Annotated in this window: 23 protein-coding genes and 1 tRNA gene; 7 read left to right on the top strand and 17 right to left on the bottom strand. The window is 63.8% G+C overall.

Going from position 1 to position 24,385, the window contains the following annotated elements:
- Window positions 1-48: 48 nt before the first annotated feature.
- On the top strand, window positions 49-2,010 hold the full coding sequence (locus MAFF_RS14760) for a PAS domain S-box protein (RefSeq protein WP_244420792.1): 1,962 nt from the start codon (window positions 49-51) through the stop codon (window positions 2,008-2,010).
- 9 nt (window positions 2,011-2,019) lie between these two features.
- Here the strand turns inward: MAFF_RS14760 and MAFF_RS14755 are convergent, their stop codons facing one another.
- The 7 genes from MAFF_RS14755 to MAFF_RS14725 all read right to left on the bottom strand — a co-directional run bounded on the left by MAFF_RS14755 (window position 2,020) and on the right by MAFF_RS14725 (window position 7,478).
- Window positions 2,020-2,898, bottom strand: a complete 879-nt coding sequence (locus MAFF_RS14755; protein WP_010911713.1) for a 3-hydroxybutyryl-CoA dehydrogenase — start codon at window positions 2,896-2,898, stop codon at window positions 2,020-2,022.
- A gap of 116 nt (window positions 2,899-3,014) precedes the next feature.
- Window positions 3,015-3,944, bottom strand: coding sequence for an electron transfer flavoprotein subunit alpha/FixB family protein (locus MAFF_RS14750; protein ID WP_010911712.1), 930 nt, complete (start codon window positions 3,942-3,944; stop codon window positions 3,015-3,017).
- 24 nt (window positions 3,945-3,968) lie between these two features.
- Window positions 3,969-4,718 (bottom strand): electron transfer flavoprotein subunit beta/FixA family protein, encoded by a 750-nt coding sequence (locus MAFF_RS14745; RefSeq protein ID WP_010911711.1) that lies wholly within the window; start codon window positions 4,716-4,718, stop codon window positions 3,969-3,971.
- Window positions 4,719-4,953: 235 nt separating this feature from the next.
- The gene (locus tag MAFF_RS14740; RefSeq protein WP_010911710.1) at window positions 4,954-5,754 is read right to left on the bottom strand and encodes a rhomboid family intramembrane serine protease; all 801 of its coding nucleotides are present in this window, start codon (window positions 5,752-5,754) and stop codon (window positions 4,954-4,956) included.
- A 39-nt stretch (window positions 5,755-5,793) separates the two neighbouring features.
- Window positions 5,794-6,375 (bottom strand): cob(I)yrinic acid a,c-diamide adenosyltransferase, encoded by a 582-nt coding sequence (locus MAFF_RS14735; RefSeq protein ID WP_010911709.1) that lies wholly within the window; start codon window positions 6,373-6,375, stop codon window positions 5,794-5,796.
- A gap of 19 nt (window positions 6,376-6,394) precedes the next feature.
- Window positions 6,395-6,586 (bottom strand): twin transmembrane helix small protein, encoded by a 192-nt coding sequence (locus MAFF_RS14730; protein ID WP_032931835.1) that lies wholly within the window; start codon window positions 6,584-6,586, stop codon window positions 6,395-6,397.
- A gap of 25 nt (window positions 6,587-6,611) precedes the next feature.
- The gene (locus tag MAFF_RS14725) at window positions 6,612-7,478 is read right to left on the bottom strand and encodes an SDR family oxidoreductase (protein ID WP_080511861.1); all 867 of its coding nucleotides are present in this window, start codon (window positions 7,476-7,478) and stop codon (window positions 6,612-6,614) included.
- Window positions 7,479-7,536: 58 nt separating this feature from the next.
- Between MAFF_RS14725 and MAFF_RS14720 the strand changes: the two genes are divergently transcribed.
- On the top strand, window positions 7,537-8,388 hold the full coding sequence (locus tag MAFF_RS14720) for a YihY/virulence factor BrkB family protein (RefSeq protein WP_027047430.1): 852 nt from the start codon (window positions 7,537-7,539) through the stop codon (window positions 8,386-8,388).
- A gap of 72 nt (window positions 8,389-8,460) precedes the next feature.
- Here the strand turns inward: MAFF_RS14720 and MAFF_RS14715 are convergent, their stop codons facing one another.
- Window positions 8,461-9,372 carry a DMT family transporter gene (locus MAFF_RS14715; RefSeq protein WP_010911705.1) on the bottom strand — a complete coding sequence of 304 codons (912 nt, stop codon included), beginning with the start codon at window positions 9,370-9,372 and terminating at the stop codon, window positions 8,461-8,463.
- 153 nt (window positions 9,373-9,525) lie between these two features.
- On the bottom strand, window positions 9,526-10,401 hold the full coding sequence (gene gluQRS, locus MAFF_RS14710) for a tRNA glutamyl-Q(34) synthetase GluQRS (protein ID WP_010911704.1): 876 nt from the start codon (window positions 10,399-10,401) through the stop codon (window positions 9,526-9,528).
- A gap of 75 nt (window positions 10,402-10,476) precedes the next feature.
- Here gluQRS and MAFF_RS14705 point away from each other — a divergent pair, with 75 nt between their 5' ends.
- Together MAFF_RS14705 and MAFF_RS14700 are read left to right on the top strand one after the other, a co-directional pair.
- Window positions 10,477-11,118, top strand: coding sequence for a DNA-3-methyladenine glycosylase family protein (locus MAFF_RS14705; protein WP_044548346.1), 642 nt, complete (start codon window positions 10,477-10,479; stop codon window positions 11,116-11,118).
- Window positions 11,119-11,246: 128 nt separating this feature from the next.
- Entirely contained in the window at window positions 11,247-11,804 is a 558-nt protein-coding gene (locus MAFF_RS14700) for an HNH endonuclease (protein WP_010911702.1), read from the top strand.
- 151 nt (window positions 11,805-11,955) lie between these two features.
- Here the strand turns inward: MAFF_RS14700 and MAFF_RS14695 are convergent, their stop codons facing one another.
- A complete protein-coding gene (locus MAFF_RS14695; RefSeq protein WP_010911701.1) occupies window positions 11,956-12,474 on the bottom strand; it encodes a disulfide bond formation protein B in 519 nt (172 codons plus the stop codon).
- 31 nt (window positions 12,475-12,505) lie between these two features.
- A complete protein-coding gene (locus MAFF_RS14690) occupies window positions 12,506-13,090 on the bottom strand; it encodes a YqaA family protein (RefSeq protein ID WP_010911700.1) in 585 nt (194 codons plus the stop codon).
- A 275-nt stretch (window positions 13,091-13,365) separates the two neighbouring features.
- Between MAFF_RS14690 and MAFF_RS14685 the strand changes: the two genes are divergently transcribed.
- A tRNA-Leu gene (locus MAFF_RS14685) sits at window positions 13,366-13,450 on the top strand.
- Between the two features lie 18 nt (window positions 13,451-13,468).
- Here MAFF_RS14685 and MAFF_RS14680 read toward each other — a convergent pair.
- From MAFF_RS14680 to secA, 5 genes are all read right to left on the bottom strand, one after another.
- On the bottom strand, window positions 13,469-14,476 hold the full coding sequence (locus tag MAFF_RS14680; protein WP_244420791.1) for a YncE family protein: 1,008 nt from the start codon (window positions 14,474-14,476) through the stop codon (window positions 13,469-13,471).
- A gap of 161 nt (window positions 14,477-14,637) precedes the next feature.
- Window positions 14,638-15,579: a creatininase family protein gene (locus MAFF_RS14675; RefSeq protein ID WP_010911698.1), complete on the bottom strand. Its 942-nt coding sequence runs from the start codon at window positions 15,577-15,579 to the stop codon at window positions 14,638-14,640.
- Window positions 15,580-15,581: 2 nt separating this feature from the next.
- Window positions 15,582-16,862, bottom strand: a complete 1,281-nt coding sequence (locus tag MAFF_RS14670; protein WP_044548345.1) for a GNAT family N-acetyltransferase — start codon at window positions 16,860-16,862, stop codon at window positions 15,582-15,584.
- Window positions 16,862-18,262 carry a lipopolysaccharide biosynthesis protein gene (locus MAFF_RS14665; protein ID WP_044548344.1) on the bottom strand — a complete coding sequence of 467 codons (1,401 nt, stop codon included), beginning with the start codon at window positions 18,260-18,262 and terminating at the stop codon, window positions 16,862-16,864. Before MAFF_RS14665 ends, MAFF_RS14670 begins: the two co-directional genes overlap by 1 nt.
- A gap of 121 nt (window positions 18,263-18,383) precedes the next feature.
- A complete protein-coding gene (gene secA / locus MAFF_RS14660) occupies window positions 18,384-21,116 on the bottom strand; it encodes a preprotein translocase subunit SecA (protein ID WP_010911695.1) in 2,733 nt (910 codons plus the stop codon).
- 261 nt (window positions 21,117-21,377) lie between these two features.
- Between secA and MAFF_RS14655 the strand changes: the two genes are divergently transcribed.
- Window positions 21,378-22,289: a peptidylprolyl isomerase gene (locus MAFF_RS14655; RefSeq protein ID WP_010911694.1), complete on the top strand. Its 912-nt coding sequence runs from the start codon at window positions 21,378-21,380 to the stop codon at window positions 22,287-22,289.
- A gap of 75 nt (window positions 22,290-22,364) precedes the next feature.
- On the opposite strand, the gene MAFF_RS14650 is transcribed toward MAFF_RS14655, so the two are convergent.
- Window positions 22,365-22,961 (bottom strand): TetR/AcrR family transcriptional regulator, encoded by a 597-nt coding sequence (locus MAFF_RS14650; protein ID WP_010911693.1) that lies wholly within the window; start codon window positions 22,959-22,961, stop codon window positions 22,365-22,367.
- A 193-nt stretch (window positions 22,962-23,154) separates the two neighbouring features.
- Here MAFF_RS14650 and MAFF_RS14645 point away from each other — a divergent pair, with 193 nt between their 5' ends.
- Window positions 23,155-24,372 (top strand): MFS transporter, encoded by a 1,218-nt coding sequence (locus tag MAFF_RS14645; RefSeq protein ID WP_010911692.1) that lies wholly within the window; start codon window positions 23,155-23,157, stop codon window positions 24,370-24,372.
- Window positions 24,373-24,385: the final 13 nt, after the last annotated feature.

Below are 24,385 nucleotides of genomic sequence, written 5' to 3'. Positions count from 1 at the left end.
CAGGGTTTTAACGGGAAAAAGCGATTGCCCACGGGGGTGGCACGGATCGTGAGACTACGAGGACCGATCAGGCTCGACAAACATGCAACGCCGGCGTTGCTCGTTGCCGGCTTCGCCGTGGCCGCGGCCTCGGCCCTTCTGTCGAGGCTGGACATTGGCGCGGAAGCGCTCAGACTTTGCCTTCAAGTGTCGGTCGCGATGACAATCGCCGCGCTTTTCTTCGCCTATCTCTTCATCGGCCGCATCTGGGAAGATCGGCGGCAGATCGCGGAAAGCGAGCAGCGCTTCCGCCGGGCGATGGAAGACTCGGCAATCGGCATCGCCGTCGTCGGCCTCGATGGGCGCATTGTGCAGACCAATCCGGCCTTCGCCTCGATGCTCGGCTACAGCCGTGAAGAGATCGAGGCGCTGACCTTTTTCCAGATCACGCACCCTGACGACCTGCATGTCGGGCGGGAAACCATGGAAGGCGTCAAGGCTAGCACGGTCAACGCCTTCCAGTTCGAGAAGCGTTACCTTAAGAAGGACGGCACAGCTGTCTGGGCGCACCTCGCCGGCTCCGTCATTCGAGAGGAGAAGAGCGGCCGCCCGCTCTATCTCGTTTCGCAGATCGAGGACATCGACGCGCGCAAGCAGGCCGAGGCGCGCATCGCCGAGGCCGAAACGCGCTGGAATTTCGCGCTTGCCGGCGCCGGCCAGGGCGTCTGGGATCTCGACATCCGCAAAGGCGGCACGACCTACTCCTCGACCTGGGTCAAGATGCTGGGTTATGCGGATGGCGAACTAGACGGCAACCCGGATCGTTGGCTGACGATGATCCATCCCGACGACCGCGAAACCGTCGCCGAGGCGGATCGCGCCCATCTCGACGGCAAGACTGAGTTCTTCGAGGCCGAGTTCAGGATGCGTCACAAGGACGGCCGCTGGATCTGGATTCTCGACCGCGGCAAGGCCATCGAGCGCGACGGAGAGGGGCGTCTGGTCAGGGCCATCGGTAGCCTGACCGACATCACCCGGCGCAAGGAGGCCGAGGAGCGTCTGACCGTATCGGCGGCAATGCTGGCCGACGAGAAAGAGCGGCTCCGGGTAACGCTGCAGTCGATCGGCGATGCCGTCATCTGCACCGATGCGGCGAACCGAGTCACCTTCATGAATCCGGTTGCCGAGAAGCTGACCGGCGTTTCGGCGGAGGCGGCTCTCGGCAAGACGCTCGGCCATGTCTATTGGGCGGTCGACGAGGAAACGGGACACAGGATCGGCGTGACACGGCCGGCGATCGGCGCGGAGACGCCCTCCGACAAGAACAGCCGCGCCGTGCTGGTCCGCCGCGACGACACACGCTGCAGCATTCGCCAGGTCGTGTCGCCGATCATGAACGAGCGCAACGAATTCAGTGGTCTGGTCATCGTCTTCCAGGATTTTACCGACGCGCGCGCCCTGCAGCGCCAGCTTGCCCACGCCGCCGCGCATGATGCGCTGACCGGCCTTGCCAATCGGTCGAGCTTCATCCGCACCATGGAGGAGCTCGTCGATCAGGCCCGCAAGGATGCCGCCGGGGCTGGCAGCAGCGGCCATCAGTTCATGTTCATCGACCTCGACCATTTCAAGCTGGTCAACGACACCGGCGGTCACGCCGCCGGAGACGCCTTGCTGAAGCGGGTCGCACAGGCCGTGCGTGGCGTACTGAGGCCTGAAGACATTGTCGCGCGCCTGGGCGGCGATGAATTCGCGGTCATCCTGAAATCGGGCTCGATCGCCGGCGCCACGATCGCGGCGCGCTCCATCATCGATGCGATAGCGGGATTGAACTTCACCTGGGATGGCCGGCCGCATGCCATCGGCGCCAGCATCGGTGTGGCGGCGATCAACGCCAATTGCGGCGAGGCGGACGAGATCATCGCAAGGGCCGACGCCGCCTGCTATGCCGCCAAGGCGGCCGGCCGCGGATGCGTCTGCGTGGCGCCCGACGACAAGTCGGAGCCGCCCGCGCCGCTTGCCGCGGCGTCATGAACGGACGCGTCAGCGCGTCGGAACGGGGTGCTCGCCGCGATAGTCGTAGAAACCGCGCCCGGTCTTGCGGCCGAGCCAACCAGCTTCGACATATTTCACCAGCAGCGGGCAGGGGCGGTACTTCGAATCCGACAGGCCGTCATGCAGCACCTGCATGATCGACAGGCAGGTGTCGAGGCCGATGAAATCGGCCAGCTGCAGCGGTCCCATCGGATGGTTGGCTCCGAGCCGCATGGCGGTGTCGATGGCGTCGACCGAGCCGACACCCTCATAGAGCGTGTAGATCGCCTCGTTGATCATCGGCAGCAGGATGCGGTTGACGATGAAGGCCGGGAAATCTTCCGAGACCGTGATCGTCTTGTCGAGCTGCTTCACATAGGTCTTGGCCGCCTCGAAGGTCTGGTCCTCGGTGGCGATGCCGCGCACCAGCTCGACCAGCTTCATCAGCGGCACCGGGTTCATGAAATGTATGCCGATGAAGCGCTCCGGCCGGTCGGTCTGCGCGGCAAGCCGCGTGATCGAGATCGACGAGGTGTTGGTCGCCAGTATGGCTTCGGGATTGAGCTGCGGACAGAGCTGCGCGTAGATCTTGCGCTTGATCGTCTCGTCCTCGGTCGCCGCCTCGATCACCAGATCGGCGCCGGCGAGATCGGCCATAGCCGGTGCCGAGGCAATGCGCGCCATCGCCTGGTTGCGAAGCTTCTCGTCAAGCTTGCCGGAGCCCACCTGGCGGGCCATGTTGCCGCTGATGGTGGCGATGCCCTTTTCAATGCGGTCGGGCGAAATATCGTAGATCAGCACCTTGTAGCCCGATAGCGCGGAGACATGGGCGATACCCCCGCCCATCTGGCCCGCGCCGATGATGCCGATCGTCTCGATCTTGCTCATTACACCGATCCCGTCCAAAGGCTTTTGCAGCCTGCTTTTTGTGCGGTGCAAACTAAAAGGGCGGGGCGATTTCGTCTACCCCACCCCAAGCATTTAATACGCTTTGCCAGAGAGCGTCAAAGCGCCTTCTGCAACTCCGGCAGAATAACGAAGAGATCGCCGACGAGGCCGTAGTCGGCAACCTGGAAGATCGGAGCCTCTTCGTCCTTGTTGATGGCGACGATGACCTTGGAATCCTTCATGCCGGCGAGGTGCTGGATGGCGCCGGAGATGCCGACCGCGATGTAGAGATCGGGGGCGACGACCTTGCCGGTCTGACCGACCTGCCAATCGTTCGGCGCATAGCCCGCATCGACGGCGGCACGCGAGGCGCCGACCGCCGCACCGAGCTTGTCGGCGACCGGCAGGATGACTTCCTGGAACTTCTCCGACGAGCCGAGCGCGCGGCCGCCGGAGATGATGATCTTGGCCGAGGTCAGTTCCGGACGGTCGGTCTCCGACAGCTTGTTCTCGACGAAGGTGGACAGGCCCGGATTGGCCGCGGCCTTGACGGTCTCAACCGCGGCCGAGCCACCCTCGGGCGCTGCCTGGAAGGAGGCTGTGCGCACGGTGATGACCTTCTTGGTGTCGGTCGACTGCACGGTCTGGATGGCGTTGCCGGCATAGATCGGCCGCTTGAACGTGTCAGGCGAGACCACTTCGATGATCTCGGAGACCTGCGCGACATCGAGCAGGGCCGCCACGCGCGGCGCGACATTCTTGCCCGACGAGGTCGCCGGCGCGATGATGGTGTCGTAGCCGCCGGCGAGCGACACGACGAGGGCTGCCGTCGGTTCGGCGAGACGCTCGGCGAGTTCGTCGGCTTCGGCGAGCAGCACCTTGCTCACGCCCTTGAGCTTGGCCGCGGCGTCAGCCGCGCCCTTGGCGCCCTTGCCGGCCACCAGCACATGCACGTCCGAGCCGATCTGCAGGGCCGCCGAAAGCGCCTTGGCGGTCTGGTCGGAAAGGCTGGCGTTGTCGTGTTCGGCGATGAGGAGAATTGCCATCTTGTCTGTTCCTTTCCCGATCGTTTACAAAACGCCGGCTTCGTTCTTGAGCTTGTCGACCAGTTCGGCGACGCTCTTGACCTTGACGCCCGCCTTGCGGCCGCCGGGCTCCTCGGTCTTGATGACCTTGAGGCGCGGCTTGACGTCGGCGCCGTAGTCGGCCGGGGTCTTTTCGTCGAGCTGCTTCTTCTTGGCCTTCATGATGTTGGGCAGCGAGGCATAGCGCGGCTGGTTGAGGCGAAGGTCGGCGGTGATGATCGCCGGCATCTTCAGTTCCACCGTTTGCAGGCCGCCGTCGACTTCGCGGGTCACCTTGGCCTTGTCGCCATCGAGCACCACCTTGGAAGCGAACGTGCCTTGCGCCCAGCCGAGCAGGGCCGCCAGCATCTGGCCGGTCTGATTGGAATCGTCGTCGATCGCCTGCTTGCCGAGGATGACGAGGCCGGGCTGTTCGGCATCGACGACACCCTTCAGCACCTTGGCGACGCCAAGCGGCTCGGTCTGCTCGTCGGTCTTGACCAGGATGGCGCGGTCGGCGCCCATGGCGAGCGCGGTGCGCAGGGTTTCCTGCGCCTGCTGCGGGCCGATCGAGACGACGATGATTTCTTCTGCCTTGCCGGCTTCCTTGAGCCGGATCGCCTCTTCCACCGCGATCTCGTCGAACGGGTTCATCGCCATCTTGACGTTGGCGAGTTCCACCGCCGAACCGTCGGCCTTCACGCGAACCTTGACGTTCGCATCCACAACCCGCTTCACGGGCACAAGGATCTTCATTTGCCTGTCACCTCTTCACGCTAGTTGGGCGCGCTATAACAGCTTGCGCCCCTTCTGAGTTGTCGAAAGCCGACATTCCTGACTGAATTCCGGCCAGACGGAATTCTGGCCGGATGGAAATTCTGGTCTTTGCCCGTCTTGGACTGCTCCTTAACAGCCCTGGCGCTCGGACGGAGACGTTTCCGTAGTTGGGGCAACCCTTGCCGTCAATACGCTGAAAGCGGCTCAAATCGGTTCAGTTTGGGCCAGAGGGGGTTCCCCGGCCCCAGCGCGTCGTGGTGGCCTGCGGTTCAGGCGCCGCTGGTTCGGAAGCTACCGGCGACTGGTCTGATGTGGGAACCACGGCATCCTCGTCAGCACCGGCAAAAAGCGGCACGCCGCGGCTGCGCAAGACCAGCACTAGCACGGCGCCGGCAATGATGCCGCCGATATGGCAGGCCCAGGAAATCCGGTCCTCGCCGCCAGCGGCGAACATGAAGACCTGGAACAGCACCCACAGGATGAGCGGGATGAAGGCTGGAATGCGCAGCGGGATGCGGGCAAAGGCCAGCACCCAGACCTTCACCCTGGGATAGAGGATCAAATAGGCGACGACCACGCCGGCGATGGCGCCGGAGGCGCCGATCAGCGGCACCTGCGAATCCCAGGCGACAAGCCCCTGGAAGGCGGCGCCGGCGATGGCGCACAGGAGATAGAAGATCAGGTAGCGGATGTGGCCAAGCGCGTCCTCGACATTGTCGCCGAACACCCACAGGAACAGCATGTTGCCGCCAAGGTGGAAGATGTCGGCATGCAGGAAGGAATAGGTGAGGTAGCTCAGGCTTTCCGGGATGATGATGAACCGGGGATCAAGCTCGGCCGTGTTGTGAACGACGGAGGGGATGAAGCCAAGGCCAAGCACGGCGGCATTGGTGAAGTTCTCGCCGCCGAGTGCCGTGGCGCAATAGACCAGCGCGTTGACCACGATCAGGCCGATCGTCACATATTGCAGGCGGATGTGGCGCAGCCTGTTTGTGTCGTAAAGCGGGATGAACATGCGTGCCTGGTCCCCTCCCGCCTTTTCGATCCGTTCAGCTCAGCGGTTCTTGCCGGGAACCCATAGCACGTCGGCATTTCCGTTGTCATTGACCGCCCGGGCGGCGACAAACAGGAAATCCGAGACGCGGTTTATGTATTTCAACCCCTCACGGTTGACGTGCTCGCCCGGGTCTTGAGCCAGCGCCACCATCAGCCGTTCGGCCCGCCGCGCTACCGTGCGGGCCAGATGCAGCGCCGCGGCCGCCGGCGTGCCACCGTTGAGCACGAAGGATTTGAGCGGCTGGAGATCCTTGTTGAGGAGGTCGATGTCCTTCTCGACGCGGTCGGTCTGCGCGGCAACGATGCGCAGTGGCTCATAGTCAAGCGTCTTGCCGTCATCGGGCACGGCGAGATCGGCGCCGAGGTCGAAGAGATCGTTCTGGATGCGCGACAGCATGGCATCGATCGCCGGGTGGTTGGCTGCCGTGTGCACGCGCGCCATGCCGATGCAGGCATTGGCTTCGTCGACCGTGCCGTAGGCGTCCACCCGCAGGTCGGATTTCAGCCGCCGCTCACCAGTGCCGAGACCTGTCGTGCCGTCATCGCCGGTGCGGGTGTAGATCTTGTTGAGCTTGACCACATCGCCTCCCGAACGGCCCTCACTTGCGGGTGAAATACACGGCCAGCAGGATCAGCACCAGCGCCACGGCCTGCAGCATGACGCGTGCCTGCATCAGCTTGTTCGAGGTGGCGCCGGAACCGCCACGCATCATGTTGATGAGGCCTCGGATCAGCACGATCGCCACGGCGGCCATGACCAGAATGGCGAGGATGTTGAAGACGGTTGCCATTGTTGCGTTTCCAGTTGTTTCGCGTTCAGGCGCGTTTGGCCATCAGGCGGTAGAGCATCGATGCCGGCAGGATACGTTTGAGCGCCGCGCCGATTCTGGCCGGCACTGTTACCACATAGTGCGGGCGCGGGCACCGCGACAGAAGGGCATGACGCAGAACCTTGTGGACCACTTCCGGCCCGGGCTTCAGCGCCGATTGGCTGCCGCCGGCGCGCAATCGCTCCAGCTGCGCGGCATAGTCCGCCCGGTGCACGGAATTCTCGATGTCGATGTTTTTCAGGAACCAGGGCAGGCCGTTGCTGGCGATCTTCGATTTCACCGGCCCCGGTTCGATCAGCGAAACATGAACGCCGCTGCCATCCAGTTCCTGGCGCTGGCAGAGCATCAGCGCCTCGAGCGCATGTTTGGATGCCGAATAGGCGCCGCGAAAGCGCACCGGCACCAGACCGAGGATCGACGAGCAATGGACGAGACGGCCGTGACCCTGGCGGCGCATCGCCGGAACCAGGCGGCTGGTCAGATCATGCCAGCCGAAGAAATTCACCTCGAACTGCTCCTTGAGCGCGGCCACCGAAAGATCCTCGACCGCACCGGCCTGGGCGTATGCGCCGTTGTTGAACAGGGCATCGAGCCGGCCGCCGGTGCGCTCGAGCACCGCCGCCACCAGGGCAGCAATGGAGTCCGGTTCGCTGTAGTCGAGGTAGAAAGCCTCGATGCCGTCGCTTTCAAGGGCGGCGATGTCCTCGGGTTTTCGGGCTGTTGCAAAGACCCGCCAGCCTTCCGCCTTGAGTGCCCGGGCGCAATATGCACCTATGCCGGACGAGGCGCCGGTGATGATGATGGTGCGCAATTGCTGCGCCGTCGGACTCGTGGTTTCGTCTAGGGTTGCCATTTGCCGCATTCACTTCCCATATTCGCGGCGTCGAGACAATCGAAGGGAACGCGGGTTCTTGTTGCGGAATATTGTCGCCCTGCGCCGCGTGCTCTACGACGCGCTCGGCCATTTCAACACCGATGACGGCTGGGCGATGGCCAGCCATCTGGCGATCACCTCGCTGATGGCGCTGTTCCCGTTCCTGATCTTCGCCACGACGCTGGGCAGCTTCCTCGGCGCCCAGGCCTTTGCCGACACGGCCGTGCACCTGGTCTTCGACACCTGGCCCGATCAGATCGCCAAGCCGATCGCGCATGAGGTGCTGAACGTGCTGACCGTCCGGCGCACCGATTTGTTGACCTATGGCGTGCTGCTTGCCGCCTATTTCGCGTCGAACGGCATCGAGGCGCTGCGCACCTCGCTCAACCGCGCCTATCGCGTCACGGAGACGCGCGGCATCATCTACCGCCGGGTGCAGAGCATCTTCTTCGTGCTGATCGCGACGGCCGGCTTCCTGGCGATCAGCGTGCTTCTGGTGTTCGCCCCCCTGCTGGCGCGACTGGCGGAGGCGCATTTCGAATGGATAAAGCCCTATACCGGCACGATCACCCTGTGGCGCTACGTCATCGCCTCGGCCGTCATCATCGGCGGCCTGTTTGCCGTGCATTACTGGCTGCCGGCCGGCAAGCGCCGCTTCGTCTCGCTGGTGCCGGGCATCGTCTTCACACTGGCCGCATGGCTCATCGGCTCGACCATGTTCGCCACCTATCTCGACCATTTCTCGTCCTATGTGACGACCTATGCCGGCCTTGCTTCGATCATGATCGCGGTGGTTTTCCTCTACATCGTCTCGGCGATCTTCATCCTCGGCGGCGAGCTCAACGCCGCGATCAGCCGGTATCTGGAGGCGCGGGCGCGGGTCGGGTGAGGAAATGAGGAACTGGAGAATTGAGGAACTGAAGAATTGAAGAAAAATTGGCCATATCTGGCGCTGCGTTCCTCAATTCTTCATTTCTCCAATTCCCAGCCTCTCAGTTCTTCCCTTGGCCGGCCGCGCCGTTGCCAGGCCGACGCCGAAGGTGGTGATCGCCATGCCGACGATCTGCAGCGCGTTGAGCTGTTCGTCGAACAAGGCCCATGCGATGATCGCCGTCACTGCCGGCACCAGGTAGAACAGCGAGGCGACTTTCGACATCTCGCCGTCGCGGATCATCACCATCAGCAGAAAGATGGCGCCGAGCGATAGCACCAAAACCAGCCAGGCCATGGCGAAGATCAGTTCGCCGTTGATGATGACGGTGTGCGTCTCGAAGGCGAGCGCGGCCAGGATCATCAGCGAAGCGCCGCCGACATATTGCCACATGGTCGCCGCCACGAGGTCGCCGCCGGAGGCAAAACGTTTCTGCCAGATGGTGCCGGCGCTCATGCCGAGCACCGAGACCAGCGAGGCGGTCAGCGTCGCCGCGGTCACGCCGCCGCCGAGCGCGCCAAGCTTTGGCCACAGCACGATGACGATGCCGATCAGGCCGATGCCAAGGCCAAGCCAGTGGCGCGGCAGGATGGCTTCGCCAAGGAATTTGCCGGCAAGCACGGCGGTGATCAGTGGTTGCAGGCCGACGATCAGGGCCGAAAACCCGGCCGGCATGCCCCTGTGGATGGCCCAGAAGACGGCGCCGAGATAGACGCCATGCATCAGCACGCCGGCGCCGGTGGCGTGCAGCGCTTCCTTGCGGGTGGCTCGTTTCGAACCCAGAACGGGCATCAGGACGGCCAGCAGGATGGCCGCTATGACGAAACGCGCGGCGAGGAAAGTGAATGGCTCCGCCCAGGGCATGGCGTAGCGAGCGCCGATGAAGCCGGTCGCCCACAGGACGACGAAGGTGGCGGGGATGAACCGCTTGATGCTTTGCATTTTCCGGAGACCGCCACGCTGGTGAGAAACTGACCGTGGCGCTGCTCTAATCCGGTTCAACCCGGGGTGCAAAACGAAACGATTGATCCATGCATCATGGGAATTCAATCGGCGGTGCGTGCGGCGCGCGTTTGCCAGAGCTCTTCGCCACACTCAGAGACCGACCATCCGCCTGATATCGTCAGGTGACGCGCCGGCCTCGCGCAGCCTGGCAAGGCCGGTGTCGCCAAGGCTCTTCGACAGTTTTCGCCCGTCCGGCCCGAGGATGAGCCGATGGTGGAAATAGGCCGGTTGCGGCAGCCCGAGCAATTCCTGTAGCAGGCGCTGCACGCCGGTGGCGGAAAACAGGTCCTGCCCACGCACGACATGGCTGACCCCTTGCAGGGCGTCATCGACAATGACGGCGAGGTGGTAGCTGGTCGGGATGTCGCGGCGCGCCACGATCACGTCGCCCCAGTCCTGTGGGCGGGCCTCGACCGAGCGCGTCGCCGATAGCGACTCATCGGTGAATTCGGTCCATACGAGGTCCCTGCCGGCACGCGCAACAGCGGCATCGACATTCAGCCGCCAGGCGAAAGGCTCGTTTTCAGCGATGCGCCGTTTGCGTTCTTTCGCCGGCAACGCCTTGTCGGACGGAGGATAGAACGGCACGCCATCGGGATCGCGCGGCCAGTCACGCCCGCGCTTTTCGCTGTCGGCGATGAAGGCACGGATGTCGCCTCGGCTCATGAAGGCGGGATAAACGAGCTCCTCGCGGATCAGCCGGTCGAGCACCGCCTGATACTCGACGAAATGCTCGGACTGGCGGCGCACGGGCTGCTCCCAGCCAAAACCCAGCCATTTCATGTCGGCAAGTACGCCGGCCTCGAATTGCGGCGTGCAGCGCGTGGTGTCGATGTCCTCGATGCGCAGCAGCAGGCGGCCGCCATGGGCCTCTGCGAGCTTCTGGTTGAGCAGCGCCGAATAGGCGTGGCCGAGATGCAGTTCGCCGTTGGGGCTGGGGGCGAAGCGGAATGTCAGGAGCGTCATGTCTCGAGCGGCAATCGGGTTGTGCTGCGGTTTTGGCGGTTGCTACTTTGCTGCACATTGGCGGGCAAGGCTACCATGCAACGAATCGCGACACTGGACGACATTGCCCGCGGGCTCGATGCGCTTTGCACCATCGACCCGCGCCTGGAAAAGGTGCGCGGCATGGCCGGCGAGGTGCCGCTCAGGCTTTCGGAGCCGGGCTTCAGGAGCCTGGCCTCGATCATCGTCTCGCAGCAAGTGTCGCGGGCCAGCGCCGACGCCATCTTCGGCCGGCTGACGAAGCTCGTCGATCCGCTGACGCCGCAGGCGATCCTGGCCGCGGGCGAGGACATGTTTCGCGAGGCCGGCCTGTCGCGGCCCAAGCAGCGCGGGCTGATCGCGGTCGCCCAGGCCGTGGCCGACGGGCTTGACCTCAATCACCTCTGTTCGCTCGACGCTCAGGAGGCGATTACAACGATGACGGCCGTGCCCGGCATCGGTCCATGGACGGCGGAAGTGTACCTTCTGTTCGCCGCCGGGCACCCCGACATTTTCCCCGCGCGCGACGTTGCGCTGCAGAGCGCGGTCGGTCATGCGCTCGGTATCGACCCGCGTCCGCCGGAGAAAACACTGATCGCTTTGGCCGAATCATGGAGCCCGTGGCGAGGTGTCGCATCGCGGCTTTTCTGGTCCTATTATCGCGAAACCAGAGGGCGGGACGCCGCGCCACCGTCCTGAATCCGCAAAAATGCATAAAAATCGGGGTTTTTTGACGGTTTGGGCAAGCGACAATCCGCTTCACATCCCTGTCATGTCGGGCTTACAGTATCCGCGCCGTTCGGGTCTAGAACCAAGGAGGTAAACACGTGACGGTCGCCGTATCTCCGGATGGGCTTCCAGCACTGGTGCTGAATGCGGATTACCGTCCGCTCAGCTACTACCCCTTGTCGCTCTGGTCCTGGCAGGACGCCATCAAGGCGGTGTTCCTCGACCGGGTGAACATCGTCGCCGAATATGAGCATGCGGTGTCCTCGCCGACCTTCTCGATGAAGCTGCCGAGTGTGGTCAGCCTGAAGGCCTATGTGAAGCCGTCCAGGCACCCGGCCTTCACCCGCTTCAACGTCTTCCTGCGCGACCGCTTCCAGTGCCAGTATTGCGGCACGCCCGACGACCTGACCTTCGACCACGTCATCCCCCGCCATCGCGGCGGTGCGACGACCTGGGAGAATGTCGTCGCCGCCTGTTCGCCCTGCAATTTGAGGAAAGGCGGCATGATGCCGGCGCACGCCAAGATGTGGCCGCTGCAGAAGCCCTATCAGCCGACGGTGCATGATTTGCACAACAACGGCCGCCTGTTCCCGCCGAACCATCTGCATGAAAGCTGGATGGATTATCTGTACTGGGACGTCGAACTCGAACCCTAGAGTTCGGCAGAAATCCGCCATGCTGGCCGCCTGACGCAGCTTTCTGCGCTTCCGGTGCTCACGTACTTAAGTACGCTCCGCTCCGGTTCCCGAAAATCACTTCACCCGACTCAGCCTGCCGAATTCTTGAACGATCTCGCGCCGCGCCAGATCAGTCCTTGGCAAACGCGCCGCGGAAGGCGACGGCGGCCAGGATAAGGCTGGCGATGGCGTTCCAGCCGGCCAGCGACAGGCCCAGGATGCGCAGTGCCGCCTTGTCGCAGGAGGGCGGCACGAATTTGTCGAGCGCGTCGAGCACGCCCTTGCCGCCGGTGTCGACCGGGCCGGCGCCCGCCGTGCAGTCGGTCGGGCCGGCCCACCACTGCCATTCGACGCCGGAATGATAGACGCCGAGATAGAGGCCGTAGAGCATCAAGAGACCGCCAATGCCGAGCAGGCTGCGCGTCAGCCAAGCCGGCGCCCGTAGCATCGAGGCAATGGCCGCCAGCACCATCAGCGGTGCGCCGATATAATAGGGGGTGCGCTGCTCCAGGCAGAGATGGCAAGGGATATAGCCGCCAATGTACTGGAAGCCGAGCGCCGAGCCGACGGTCGCGGCCATGGCGACGGCAAGAAACAGCGCGGTCCGCGTCCGCTGGCGTCCGGTGTCGGCAATCATGGTCGCTGTCATGGGTCTTTTGTCCGTTGAGTTCGCCGGCCGCTTAAAACGCGTATTTGACGACGATATAGAGCAAAATCAGGGCAGCGGCCGCGGCGCCGGCGATCAGCCCGAGGCGCTTTTCGATGAATTCGCGGATCGATTCGCCATAGCGGCGCAGCAGCCAGGCCAAGAGCAGGAAGCGCGCGCCGCGAGCGACGATGGCCGAGATGATGAAGATCAGCAAATTGACGTGCAGGGCGCCGGCAAGGATGGTGACGACCTTGATCGGCGGCAGGTGCGCGAGACCGGAAGTAACGAGCAGCACCAGCATCAGGCCGATGCCAGAATTCTGCCAGCGCTCGAAGGTCTCCAGGCCGCCGAAATGCTCCAGGATCGGACGGGCGATGGTGTCGTAGGCGAAATAGCCGATCATCCAGCCGGCGATGCCGCCCAGCACCGAGGCGGCCGTGGCAGTCAGCGCATAGCGGTAGGCGCGGTCGGGGCGTGCCAACGCCATCGGCAGATAGAGTACATCGGCCGGCACGAAGAAGAAGGAGCTTTCAATGAAGGCGATGATGGCAAGCCACCATTCCGCGGATTTCCTGGCCGCCAGCGACAAGGTCCAGTCGTAAAGTCCGCGAAGCATCGGCACTCCTATGCGTGTCGCCCAAACGGTGCGCAGCGGTTTCGGGGCAATGGCATGCACAAAACAAAGACCCAAAGCGCGCCATCCATTCGGTGGGACGCGCCTCGCTTTGATGCGCCGCCTGTCTAGAAAGATTTTCCGCGCTGCACAATGGCAGCACGGTCACGAAATCAAAAGGCGAAGATTGGTCGCATCTCGGTGATCCCGAGATTTGGCCAGTTGACGAACAGGCCTCCGACCGTATAGTCCGCGCCCATCCAGGCCGCCCGGCCTGAGCCCCTATGGCGGAATTGGTAGACGCGCTCGACTCAAAATCGAGTTCCGCAAGGAGTGCTGGTTCGATCCCGGCTAGGGGCACCATTTCCTGAAAATGCAACGCTACCGCATATTGCCGGTATGGCCCTGCGAGTATCTGCCGGGCTGTGGCCAGACCGTCAGGCCGTGAGGCTCGACGCCGACGGGGATTTTCGTCACGGCGCCCGAATTCGTGTCGATCATGTAGACCTCGCTGTCGAAGCGGCCGGACAACCACAATTGCCTGCCGTCGGCGCTGACATTGCCCATGTCGGGGCTGCCGCCACCGGGTATGGGCCATTGCGCGACGACCGAACGGGTAGCGAAGTCGATGACGGTCACGCTGCCCGGCCCCTTTGCGCGGCCTTGCTCCATCTTGTGCGAGCCGCGGTTTGAAACGTATAGTTTTGTCCCGTCGCGGCTCACGACAAAGCCGTGCGTCCCGATGCCGGTGGCGACGAAGCCGATCTCGGAAAAGCTATCTCCGTCGATCAGGAACACGCCATCGTTCATCATGTCGGCGACATAGAAGACCTTGCCGTCGGGCGAGAGCCGGATGTCCTGCGGCATGCCCATCTTGGACAGAGCGAGATGTCCGAGCACCTTCTGGTTTTTCAGGTCCACCTTCAACAGTCCGCCATCGCCGTATTCGCAGGTGAATATGGCGTAGGCATTGTCGGCGGAAAAATCGGCATGGTTGATGCCCGGGCAGGTCGGCGTCGGTATCGCCGATTTCAGCGCCATGGTCTGCGGATCGCGCAGATCAAGCCGCTGATAGGCCTCATCGACGATGACGGCCGCACTTCCGTCCGGCATGAAGTACATATTGTAGGGGTCATCGACCGGAATTTCGTGACCCGGCCTGGCGGTCTTGGGGTCGATGGGCGTCACGCTGCCCTTGCTGGTGCCGCTGGCGTTGTTGGCGACCCAGAGCGTCTTGAGATCCCAGGAAGGAACGACGTGCTGCGGCTTGCGCCCGACAGGGAACCTGTCGACCTCCTTGAGCGTCGCGGGGTCGATGACCGATACGCTGTTGGACGAGCGGTTCGGAACATAGACACGCGGCAGTGCGCCTATCGTGGCCTGGCTCAAATGGTCGGGGGTTGTCTGGCCGTAGATATTGATCGGAGAGCGGGCAGGCGGCGGCTCGCTGCAATCCTCAGGGCATGAACCAGCTGAAGCCGATGCCGGCGACAGGGCAAGCAGCAAAACGAGCAGCGCGCGGGAGCTTGTGAACCGTGGAAATGGCTTGATCATTTGGGCTGTTGTCTTGCGAATTCGCGGATCGCTTCGGTCGTTCCGCTGACGATCATGTCGACGCCGAGTTGACCGAACTCGGCCGACGATCGTGCAGGGTCGCCGCCATAGACGCCGTCGCCGGCATCGAGCTTCGGAGCCGCCGCGAGGCGATCCTTGCGCACCATGGAAGGGTCGATGGCGAGCATCAGCGATGTGTCGGCCAATCCGGCGTGGGTGCCGATCTCGGACTGCCTCGCGCCGGCCGACAGGAGCTTGTCGACATAGGCGCCCTGGGTGATCTGATAGTATTGCAGCGCCGCAAAGACCCGGACCGGGCTTTTGCTCCATTCGGCATTCAGACGATCGGCCACATGGCGTTCGTCGGCTTGATAGCCGCCATGGTCGCCGATCAGCACGATGGTCTTGAAGCCGTGCAGCCTGAAGCTGCGCGCCGCGGATGCGAGCAATTGCTCGAAAATCTCGTCGCTGATGGTAATCGTTCCGGGAAACCGCATATGGGCGCTCGGCGGGTCGATGGTCCCTTCCGGGACATAGGAGATCACCGGGGCGACCAAGGCGTTGCCGAGTTGACCGGCAATCTTCTCGGCCAGGAACTTGACCCGTACATTGTGCTTGCCCAAGGCCATGGCAGGACCGCTTTGTTCGGTGCCGCCTATCGGGACGATGATCGTCGTCGTCCCGGCGTTGATCCTGTCGCGCAGTTCGGTCCAGGTCTGGTCTTCTAGGAAGACCGACGCATTGGCCGCGTTGGCGGCTGAGGCAAGACCCGACAGAAACCAAAGGCCGACGACAATGCCCGCGAACGTGAAACCATGCCGTGCGATCAGCCTCCGGGCGATGCGCTGCACCGGACCGGATGTCCGCCGATTTCCTGCAATTAGTCCGGGGGCGGGGGTCTCGGCATGACGCCGGCGGCCACGAAGGTTCGGGATCATGGCTACCGCCGTCTCAGCAGGCTCTTCATGCGGTTGCGCAGCAGGCGAGCCATGTTGCGGGTCTCGCGGTAGAGATGGAGCTGCGAGGCGGCCTGGCGGGCGAGGCGATCGGCATCCGGCGTCAACCCGATCACCAGCGTGCCGATCGGCTTGCGCTCGGCCCACAGCCGGCTCATCACCGGATGATCCGGGACCGCGCAGGAATCGGTCATCATGATGTTGGGATCGTCGAGATGCTGCCTTGTGACCTCGATCATCAGCAGCGTGCCGGGCGAATAGGCTGATAGCGTCTCGTCATAGGCCGTCTTCCAGGTATAGGCGACGCCAGCCTCGACGAACACGATCAGGCAGGCGATGGTGCGGCCGTCAAGCGTCAGCGAATGGATGCGGCACATGTCCTGCTCGGCGAGCCGGTGCACGGCCTCGCGGGCAAAGGCGGCGCGGAAGCGGTCGATCGCCATGGCGGTGCGCTCACGGCCCTTCCAGCCGGACGCTTCCAGCGTCAGGAAGCTTTCGATGGCGTGGCGGATCTCCTCGGGGCCGCGCGCCACCACATGCTCCAGCCTGCCGAGGCCGGCAAGACGCCGCTTCAGGCGGCGGAACTCGCGATAATGGTGCGAACGCAGGGATGCCTTCAGATAGTCGTCGCCGTCGAGCTCGCTCTCCAGCACGGGGCGCGGGGTCTGGCCGGTGGTGACCAGCGTCAGGCCACGCGTCTCGGCCACGGTGTCGAGCAGGCTCGCCACCGGACCGTCCAGCCTGATGTCGGGCAGCACGAAGACTTTCGGCAGCTTGAGATGCGGGCGCGACAGCATCGAGAAGAAATCCTCGACGACGCCGACCGGATCGTCGCGGTCGATCAGCGGCGTGCCGAGCGGACCGAACGGGCTCGACCAGGTGCGCATCACCGGCACGCCGAGCGGCACCACCGGGCGTTCCACCGAGATCGGCACCAGCAGGCGCAGCCGGTTGCGGTATTCGTCGCCGTCGCGGATCACCGCCAGGCGCACCTCGCGATCCTCCAGCCGGGGCATGGCCGGCGCCAGGAAGCGCGGGTTGAAGAAGACGTTCGGCTCGATCGTGCGGGCGCACAGATAATCCAGTTCCTCGACCAGGTCGAAGCCGGCGGACGCCGGATAGATGGCAAGCTTGCGCTCCGGCCGGTTGTTGGCGAGGATTTCGATATGGGCGGGATCGGGATCGCGCGCCAGACCGGCGAGGCCGGATACCATGGCGCCGGCGGTGCCGCCGCTGGTTTCCTCGAGCAACGGGATGGCGACCATCAGGCGGCTCCTTTGGCAGGCACGAAGATCGCCATGACGATGCCGAGCTTGCGCCAGACCGTGAAGGACAGCGCGCTGGCCTCGAAGATCATGGCGAAGGCGGTGGCCATGGCGGCGCCCCACAGGCCGAAACGCGGGATCAGCACCACGTTAAGGCCGATGTTGAAGGCCAGTGTCATGGCATAGACGGCGGCGCAGATGTTCTGGTTGCCGCTCATGGTGAGCAGGCTTTCGCAGGGGCCGACGGCGGCGCGCGCCACGACGCCGAAGACGAGCAGGAACAGCAGCGGATAGCCCGATGTGAATTCGGGGCCGAACAGCACCAGCATGGGTTTGCCCAGCGCCAGCACCAGCAGCGCCATCAGCAGCGAGGGCCAGAAGGTCCACGACACCGTCTCGCGGGCGAAGACGGCAAGCTTTTCCGGCTCGCCATGGGTGAACTGCGCATAGCGCTGGGCGACACCGGCCTTGACGGCGAAATAGACGAAATGCACCAGCGCCAGCGTCTTGACCGTGGCGAAATAGACGGCGACGTCGTTGGGATCCATATAGGCGCCGACCATCAGCACATCGGCATTGGTGAGCAGGAAGAAGAAGCTTTCGACCAGGAAGATCGGCAGCGAGACGATGAACCATTGCGCGAAATGCACTTTCATCGGCCCGGCCGGGATCTGCCTCTCCATGCGGTGGGTGACGCCGACCAGCTGCGCGAGCGTGGTGACATAGGTGGCGGCGATCGAGGCGAAGATCGCCGTCCTGGCATCGGCCGCGTAGCCGGCGAGAAGCATCAGCGCCATGAACAGCAGGATCAGCACCGGCCGTATCAGGTAGGTCGGCGAGAGGGCGAAAAGCGCCCAGCTGTTCGCCCTGGCCTGGCCCTGCAACAGGTCCGACAGCGCGATCATCGGCAGGCAGATGACGCCGAGGATGAACGGGATGACGTAGTAGTTTTCGATCCAGGGTGCCGCCAGCCAGACGCCGAGCGCGCCGAGCCCGGCGATGATGGTGGAGGCGATCAGCACGAACAGGCGGCTGGCCACGACGATGCCGCGCAGTTCGTCCATCAGGCCGCGCTCGCGGTATTCGGGGATGAAGCGGATGACCGAGGTGTGGAAGCCGAGGCAGGCGAGGTTGCCGACGATCACCATCGTCACCCAGACCAGCACGAAGATGCCGTATTCGAACGACCCCATCCAGCGCGCCATCAGCACCTGGCTGATGAAGGCGATGACGGCGCTGACGATGCGGATGGAGAAGGCGATGACCGACATGCGGCCGGCCTCGCCACGCTCATCGGCGGTGAACAGCACGGCGTCGATGCGGCCAAGCAGTGGCCCCACGCGCAGCGCCAAACGCTGCGGCAAGAACCGCCCGGCAGTCGTGGCCGCGGAAAAGCGCACCCCGATCTCTCTCCGTTTTCCGCCTCTTTTTCAGGCGTTGGTGTAGCGGAGACACATTAAGAAAACGTGGGTGGAGAGCTTCCTTCTCCCCGTACAGTGACGGGGGAAGGAAGCGGCGCCCTTAAGCAAACGCCCCGTGGCAGTGCTTGTATTTCTTGCCGGAGCCGCAGGGGCAGGCTTCGTTGCGGCCGACCTTGCCCCAGGTCGCCTGGTTGTTCGGGTCGCGGTCTTCGGGGGCGACGACGGCGTTCTGCTCCTGGCGCACCAGGAGGGCGGTTTCGCCGCCTTCGAAATCGTTCTCGCCGGTGGTGCCGTCAATATGCGTGCCGAACATGTCGGGCGCTTCCGGAGGCGGGGCTTCGGCGGCCTGGCGGACCAGTTCGACGCGCATCAGCTGCGCGGTGACGGCCTGGCGCAGATTGCCGAGCATCGCCTGGAACAGCTCGAAGGCCTCGCCCTTGTACTCCTGCAGCGGATCGCGCTGCGCGTAGCCGCGGAAGCCGACGACCGAACGCAGATGGTCGAGGTTGACGATGTGCTCGCGCCACAGATGGTCGAGCGTCTGCAGCACCACGGAGCGCTCGACATAGTTCATCACCTCGGGGCCGAAGCGCTCGGCGCGCTCCTTGGCGGCGGCGTCGGCGGCCTGCGTGATACGTTCGCGGATGTCGTCCTCAGCGATGCCCTCTTCCTTGGCCCAGTCCTCGACCGGCAGGTCGAGATTGAGGAATTCGGCGACCTCAGCCTTCAGGCCGGCGACATCCCACTGCTCGGCATAGGCGTTTTCGGGAATGGCCTTGGCGACGATCTCGTCGATGACGCCCTCGCGCATCTCGGCAATGGTTTCCGACAGGCCTTCGCCGTCCATCAGCTCGATGCGCTGCTCGAACACCACCTTGCGCTGGTCGTTGGAGACGTCGTCATACTTCAGCAGGTTCTTGCGGATGTCGAAGTTGCGCGCCTCGACCTTCTTCTGCGCCTTCTCCAGCGCCTTGTTGATCCAGGGGTGGATGATCGCTTCGTCTTCCTTGAGGCCGAGCTTCTGCAGCATGCCGTCCATGCGCTCGGAGCCGAAGATGCGCATCAAATCGTCCTGCAGCGACAGGAAGAATTTCGAACGGCCGGGGTCGCCCTGGCGGCCGGAGCGGCCGCGCAACTGGTTGTCGATACGGCGCGATTCATGGCGCTCGGTGGCGAGCACGTAGAGGCCGCCGGCGGCCAGCGCCTTTTCCTTCAGGCGCTCGACGTCGGCAATGATTTCCTTCTCGCGCGCCTCGCGCTCGGGGCCCTCAGGCATGTCGCCCAGTTCGTCGGCGATGCGCATCTCGGCATTGCCGCCGAGCTTGATGTCGGTGCCGCGGCCGGCCATGTTGGTGGCGATGGTGATGGCGCCGGGCTTGCCGGCCTGGGCGACGATCGCCGCTTCGCGCTCGTGGTGGCGAGCGTTCAGCACCTCGAAATCCTTGAAACCTTCCTTGCGCAGGCGATCCGCCAGCTGCTCGGACTTCTCGATCGAGGTGGTGCCGACCAGCGTTGGCTGGCCCTTGGCGCTGGCTTCGCGGATCTCCTTGACGATCGCCTTGTACTTCTCCTCGACCGTCCGGTAGACCTCGTCGTCCTCGTCCTTGCGGATGACCGGCAGATTGGTCGGAATCTCGGTGACTTCGAGACCGTAAATGTTGCCGAATTCCTCGGCCTCGGTCAGCGCCGTGCCGGTCATGCCGGACAGCTTCTTGTAGAGGCGGAAGTAGTTCTGGAAGGTGACGGAGGCGAGCGTCTGGTTCTCCGGCTGGATCGCCACATGCTCCTTGGCTTCCAGCGCCTGGTGCAAGCCTTCCGAATAGCGGCGGCCGGGCATCATGCGGCCGGTGAATTCGTCGATGATGACGATCTCGCCGTTGCGGACGATATAGTCCTTGTCCTTCTGGAACAGCCGGTGCGCCTTCAGCGCATTGTTGACATGGTGGACGATGGCGACGTTCTCGACGTCGTAGAGCGACTCGCCCTTGAGCAGATCGGCATCGCGCAGCAGGTTCTCCAGCTTCTCGGTGCCTTCCTCGGTGAAGATCGAGGTCTTCTGCTTCTCGTCGATCTCATAATCCTGCGGCTGCAACTGGATGATGAAAGTGTCGATGGTGTTGTACATTTCCGAACGGTCCTCGAGCGGACCGGAAATGATCAGCGGCGTGCGCGCCTCGTCGACCAGGATGGAATCGACTTCGTCGACGATCGCGTAATTGTGGCCGCGCTGCACCATCTGGGCGCGCTCATACTTCATGTTGTCGCGCAGATAGTCGAAGCCGAGCTCGTTGTTGGTGGCGTAGGTGACGTCGGATGCGTAGGCGACGCGGCGCTCCTCGTCCGACAGGCCATGGACGATGACGCCGACCGAGAGGCCGAGGAATTTGTAGACGCGGCCCATCCATTCGGAGTCGCGGGTGGCGAGATAGTCGTTGACGGTGACGACATGGACGCCTTTGCCGGCGAGTGCGTTGAGGTAGACTGGCAGTGTCGCCACCAGGGTCTTGCCCTCGCCGGTGCGCATCTCGGCGATGCCGCCATTGTGCAGCACCATGCCGCCGATCAGCTGGACGTCGAAGGGGCGCATGCCGAGTACGCGGCGTGCCGCCTCGCGCGCGGTGGCGAAGGCCGGGACCAGAAGGTCGTCAAGGCTGGCGCCATTGGCGATGTCCTGGCGGAATTTTTCCGTACGCCCCGCGAGTTCGGTGTCGGAGAGCGCCCGCATCTCGTTTTCCATGGCGTTGATCGCCTCGACACGGGGCCGGGTCGATTTGACCCGACGGTCGTTGGAGGAACCGAAAACCTTACGGGCGAGACCGCCGAGACTGACCATCCAATGGTCCTTTCGATAGAATTCTCAATCTTGAGACAGGCGCCGGCCGGCCCCATCAAATCCGCGTGATCGCACCGCCTGAATACGGGCAAACACAAAAAGCGCCCGGAAAACGGTTCTGGACGCAAAGTCGTTGGACAGATAAGAGGGGGCTCAACTGATGTCAACGCCGCGCTGGCCCTGCCGGTCGCGCCAAATTCCGCCACAATCTGGCTGATTGGAAGCCACCCCTCCTTACAATCCTTCACCGGAGTCATCCTTATGCCCTTGTTGTTCCGCCGTGCGTCGCTTGCCAGCCTTGGTCTGGCCTTCGGCCTGTCGGCTCTTTGCCTGTCGCCCGTCATGGCGCAGGAGGCCGCTCCTGCTGCTCCGGCCGCACCCGCTGCGGCGCCGGTCGACCCGAATGCCGTGGTCGCCACGGTCAACGGCCAGCCCCTGACCGAAGCCGACCTGGTGCTTGCCGAAGGCGAGCTGTCGCAGCAATTCGCGCAGTTGCCGCCCGAACAGCGCCGCGCGGCTGCCCTTTCGGCGGCCATCGAGATCCGCGTCATGGCCGCCAAGGCCGTTACCGACGGTCTCGACAAGGATCCCGACTTCCAGCGCCGCATGGCCTTCCTGCAGCAACGCGCGCTGCATGGCGAGATGGTCGAGAAGGGCGTCGTCAACAAGGTCACCGACGCCGAGATCCGCGCTCGCTACGACCAGGAAATCGCCAACACGCCGCCGGTCAACGAGGTGCATGCCCGTCACATCCTCGTGAAGACGAAGGAAGAGGCCGAGGCGATCATCAAGCAGCTCGACGGAGGCGGTGATTTCCAGAAGCTCGCCAACGAGCACACCAGCGACCCCTCGGGCAAGTCCAATGGCGGCGACCTAGGCTGGTTCGGGCCTGGCCAGATGGTGCCGGAGTTCGACAAGGCAGCCTTCGCGCTCGAGGTCGGCAAATACACCGAGCAGCCGGTGCAGACGCAGTTCGGCTGGCATGTCATCAAGCTCGAGGACAAGCGCGCCAAGCAGCCGCCGGCCTTCGACGACGTCAAGGACCAGGCCAAGCAGGCGGTCATCCGCGACAAGTATTTCGCCCTGGTCAAGTCGTTGCGCGCCGGCGCCAAGGTCGAGATCCCCGACGCCAAGCTGAAGCAGGCCGTCGATACGATGGAAGCCGGCAAGTAAGTCTGAACGATCTTTTCAAAAAGGGCGCGGCAGCCAAGGGTTGCCGCGCCCTTTTTTTTGTTGACCGCCATGCCGTTATCTGCCGGCTGCTATGCCTTGCAGGAGATAGCGGACCATTTTGCGTATCGTGGCCTTGGGTTCATCGAGCCGGTTGGTCAGGAGATGCCGCCAGGCGTAGGAAGCGATGATATCGGCAACCACGCCCGGATCAATATCGCCGGCGATCTCGCCCCGCGCCTTGGCGCGCTCGATGATCTGGCCGGTGTGGGTGCGGCGCGCTCCGGCATAGCCCGCCAGGGCCGCCGCCGCGGTTTCATCCGACTGTGCCTCGGCGATCAGCGACCGGAAGACGCTGCCCGACGATGTCTCGCGCCAATGCGCGAACAGATTGACCAGGAAGCCGACGAGATCCTCCTCCAGGCTTCCCGTATCGGGAATGTCGACGCGCTTCTGGCGCTGGTAGACTTCGAGCAGCAGCGCCGCCTTGCTAGGCCACCAGCGGTAAATGGTCGGCTTGCCGGCACGGGCGCGGCGCGCCACCGCCTCGATCGAGAAACCGGCATAGCCGGCCTCGATCAGCACGGCTTCGGCAGCCTCCAGAATGGCTTCGGCGCTGTCGGGATTGCGCCTGGCGCCAATCGATTTGCGTGCCGGATCGGCGATTTCGCCCATGAGCCGTTCCTCCTGAAGCGGTTTCTCGTTTCGGCTGAAACAACCCGCCGGCAACCGTTTGTCTTTTGCGGACCAAACGAAGCCATTTGGCCGCAAAATACACCGATGCCAAGAGATGCTCATACATCATCGCTTGACGAAACGGAACGGCTCGTTCTATTCAACGGAACGTTTCGTTCCGATGGACATCATCATGACCACCATTACCGCATCCGGCTCCGCATCCGCCGAGACGACAATTTCGAATTGGATGACCTTCTTGCTGGCTGCCGCCTGCGGGCTGATCGTTGCCAATATCTATTACGCACAGCCATTGATTGGCCCGATTGGCGCCGAACTTGGCCTGCCGCCACATGCGGCGGGCCTGATCGTTACGATGGCGCAGATCGGCTACGGGGTGGGCCTGCTGTTCATCGTGCCGCTTGGCGACCTGATCGAGAACCGCAGGCTCGTGCTTGGCATACTCGCCGTTGCGACGCTCGCCTTATTGGGCGCGGCGATTTCAACGCAGCCGGCGTTTTTTCTGGCCGCGATGCTGTTTGTCGGCCTTGGCTCGGTCGCGGTGCAGACCCTTATCCCCTATGCGGCGCATCTGGCGCCGGAGGCCAGGCGTGGCCGCGTGGTCGGCAATGTGTCGGTGGGATTGTTGCTGGGCATAATGCTGTCACGGCCGTTTTCCAGTTTCATCACCGCGCTGTCGTCCTGGCATGTGGTCTACTTCACCTCTTGCGCCGTTATGATCCTGCTGACCGTGGTGCTGCGGTTCGCGCTGCCCAGGCGCGTGCCGACGGCGCGTCTGAGCTATGGCGCACTGTTGGCGTCCATGGTGCAGATTGCGCGCTCGACGCCGGTCCTGCGGCGGCGGGCTCTCTATCAGGCGTTCCTGTTCGCGGCCTTCAGCCTGTTCTGGACGACGACACCGCTGCTGCTGGCCGGACCCGATTTCGGCTTGACGCAGCGCGGCATCGGCCTGTTCGCCTTGGCCGGTGTCGCCGGCGCTATCGCCGCGCCGCTCGCCGGAAGGGTTGCCGACCGCGGATGGAGCCGCCCGGCGACAGCCTTTGCCATGCTGTGCGTCGCCGTCGCCTTTCTCGTAACCCATATCGCCCCCAGCGGTTCGACGCTTTCGCTGGCGCTGCTGGTTGCCGCAGCCATCGTCCTCGACTTCGGCGTGCAGACCAACCTTGTCCTCGGCTATCGCGACCTGTTCGCGCTCGGCGCCGCCCATCGCAGCCGTCTGAACGGGCTCTACATGGCGACGTTCTTCATCGCTGGCGCCATCGGCTCGGGTGTCGGCGGTTGGGCCTATGCGCAAGACGGCTGGCCACTGGTGTCCTGGATCGGCCTGGCGCTGCCGGTTGCGGCACTGCTTTGTTTCGCCACCGAATTCATGTCGCGCCAAAGGGCGTGAATTCGCGCCCGGG

It is taken from the genome of Mesorhizobium japonicum MAFF 303099, assembly GCF_000009625.1.
GTDB classification, from domain to species: domain Bacteria; phylum Pseudomonadota; class Alphaproteobacteria; order Rhizobiales; family Rhizobiaceae; genus Mesorhizobium; species Mesorhizobium japonicum.
This window is presented reverse-complemented; position numbering and strand designations above follow the sequence as displayed.

Excerpts from the sequence above, each read along its gene's own strand:
- MAFF_RS14745 (WP_010911711.1), bottom strand. The coding sequence starts at position 4,718 with ATGAAGATCCTTGTGCCCGTGAAGCGGGTTGTGGATGCGAACGTCAAG.
- MAFF_RS14670 (WP_044548345.1), bottom strand. The coding sequence starts at position 16,862 with ATGGTCGCCATCCCGTTGCTCGAGGAAACCAGCGGCGGCACCGCCGGC.
- MAFF_RS14705 (WP_044548346.1), top strand. The coding sequence starts at position 10,477 with ATGCAACGAATCGCGACACTGGACGACATTGCCCGCGGGCTCGATGCG.
- MAFF_RS14755 (WP_010911713.1), bottom strand. The coding sequence starts at position 2,898 with ATGAGCAAGATCGAGACGATCGGCATCATCGGCGCGGGCCAGATGGGC.
- MAFF_RS14725 (WP_080511861.1), bottom strand. The coding sequence starts at position 7,478 with ATGGCAACCCTAGACGAAACCACGAGTCCGACGGCGCAGCAATTGCGC.
- MAFF_RS14645 (WP_010911692.1), top strand. The coding sequence starts at position 23,155 with ATGACCACCATTACCGCATCCGGCTCCGCATCCGCCGAGACGACAATT.
- MAFF_RS14690 (WP_010911700.1), bottom strand. The coding sequence starts at position 13,090 with ATGCTTCGCGGACTTTACGACTGGACCTTGTCGCTGGCGGCCAGGAAA.
- MAFF_RS14730 (WP_032931835.1), bottom strand. The coding sequence starts at position 6,586 with ATGGCAACCGTCTTCAACATCCTCGCCATTCTGGTCATGGCCGCCGTG.
- MAFF_RS14675 (WP_010911698.1), bottom strand. The coding sequence starts at position 15,579 with ATGATCCCGAACCTTCGTGGCCGCCGGCGTCATGCCGAGACCCCCGCC.
- MAFF_RS14655 (WP_010911694.1), top strand. The coding sequence starts at position 21,378 with ATGCCCTTGTTGTTCCGCCGTGCGTCGCTTGCCAGCCTTGGTCTGGCC.
- secA (WP_010911695.1), bottom strand. The coding sequence starts at position 21,116 with ATGGTCAGTCTCGGCGGTCTCGCCCGTAAGGTTTTCGGTTCCTCCAAC.
- MAFF_RS14750 (WP_010911712.1), bottom strand. The coding sequence starts at position 3,944 with ATGGCAATTCTCCTCATCGCCGAACACGACAACGCCAGCCTTTCCGAC.
- MAFF_RS14740 (WP_010911710.1), bottom strand. The coding sequence starts at position 5,754 with ATGTTCATCCCGCTTTACGACACAAACAGGCTGCGCCACATCCGCCTG.
- MAFF_RS14650 (WP_010911693.1), bottom strand. The coding sequence starts at position 22,961 with ATGGGCGAAATCGCCGATCCGGCACGCAAATCGATTGGCGCCAGGCGC.
- MAFF_RS14715 (WP_010911705.1), bottom strand. The coding sequence starts at position 9,372 with ATGCAAAGCATCAAGCGGTTCATCCCCGCCACCTTCGTCGTCCTGTGG.
- MAFF_RS14695 (WP_010911701.1), bottom strand. The coding sequence starts at position 12,474 with ATGACAGCGACCATGATTGCCGACACCGGACGCCAGCGGACGCGGACC.
- gluQRS (WP_010911704.1), bottom strand. The coding sequence starts at position 10,401 with ATGACGCTCCTGACATTCCGCTTCGCCCCCAGCCCCAACGGCGAACTG.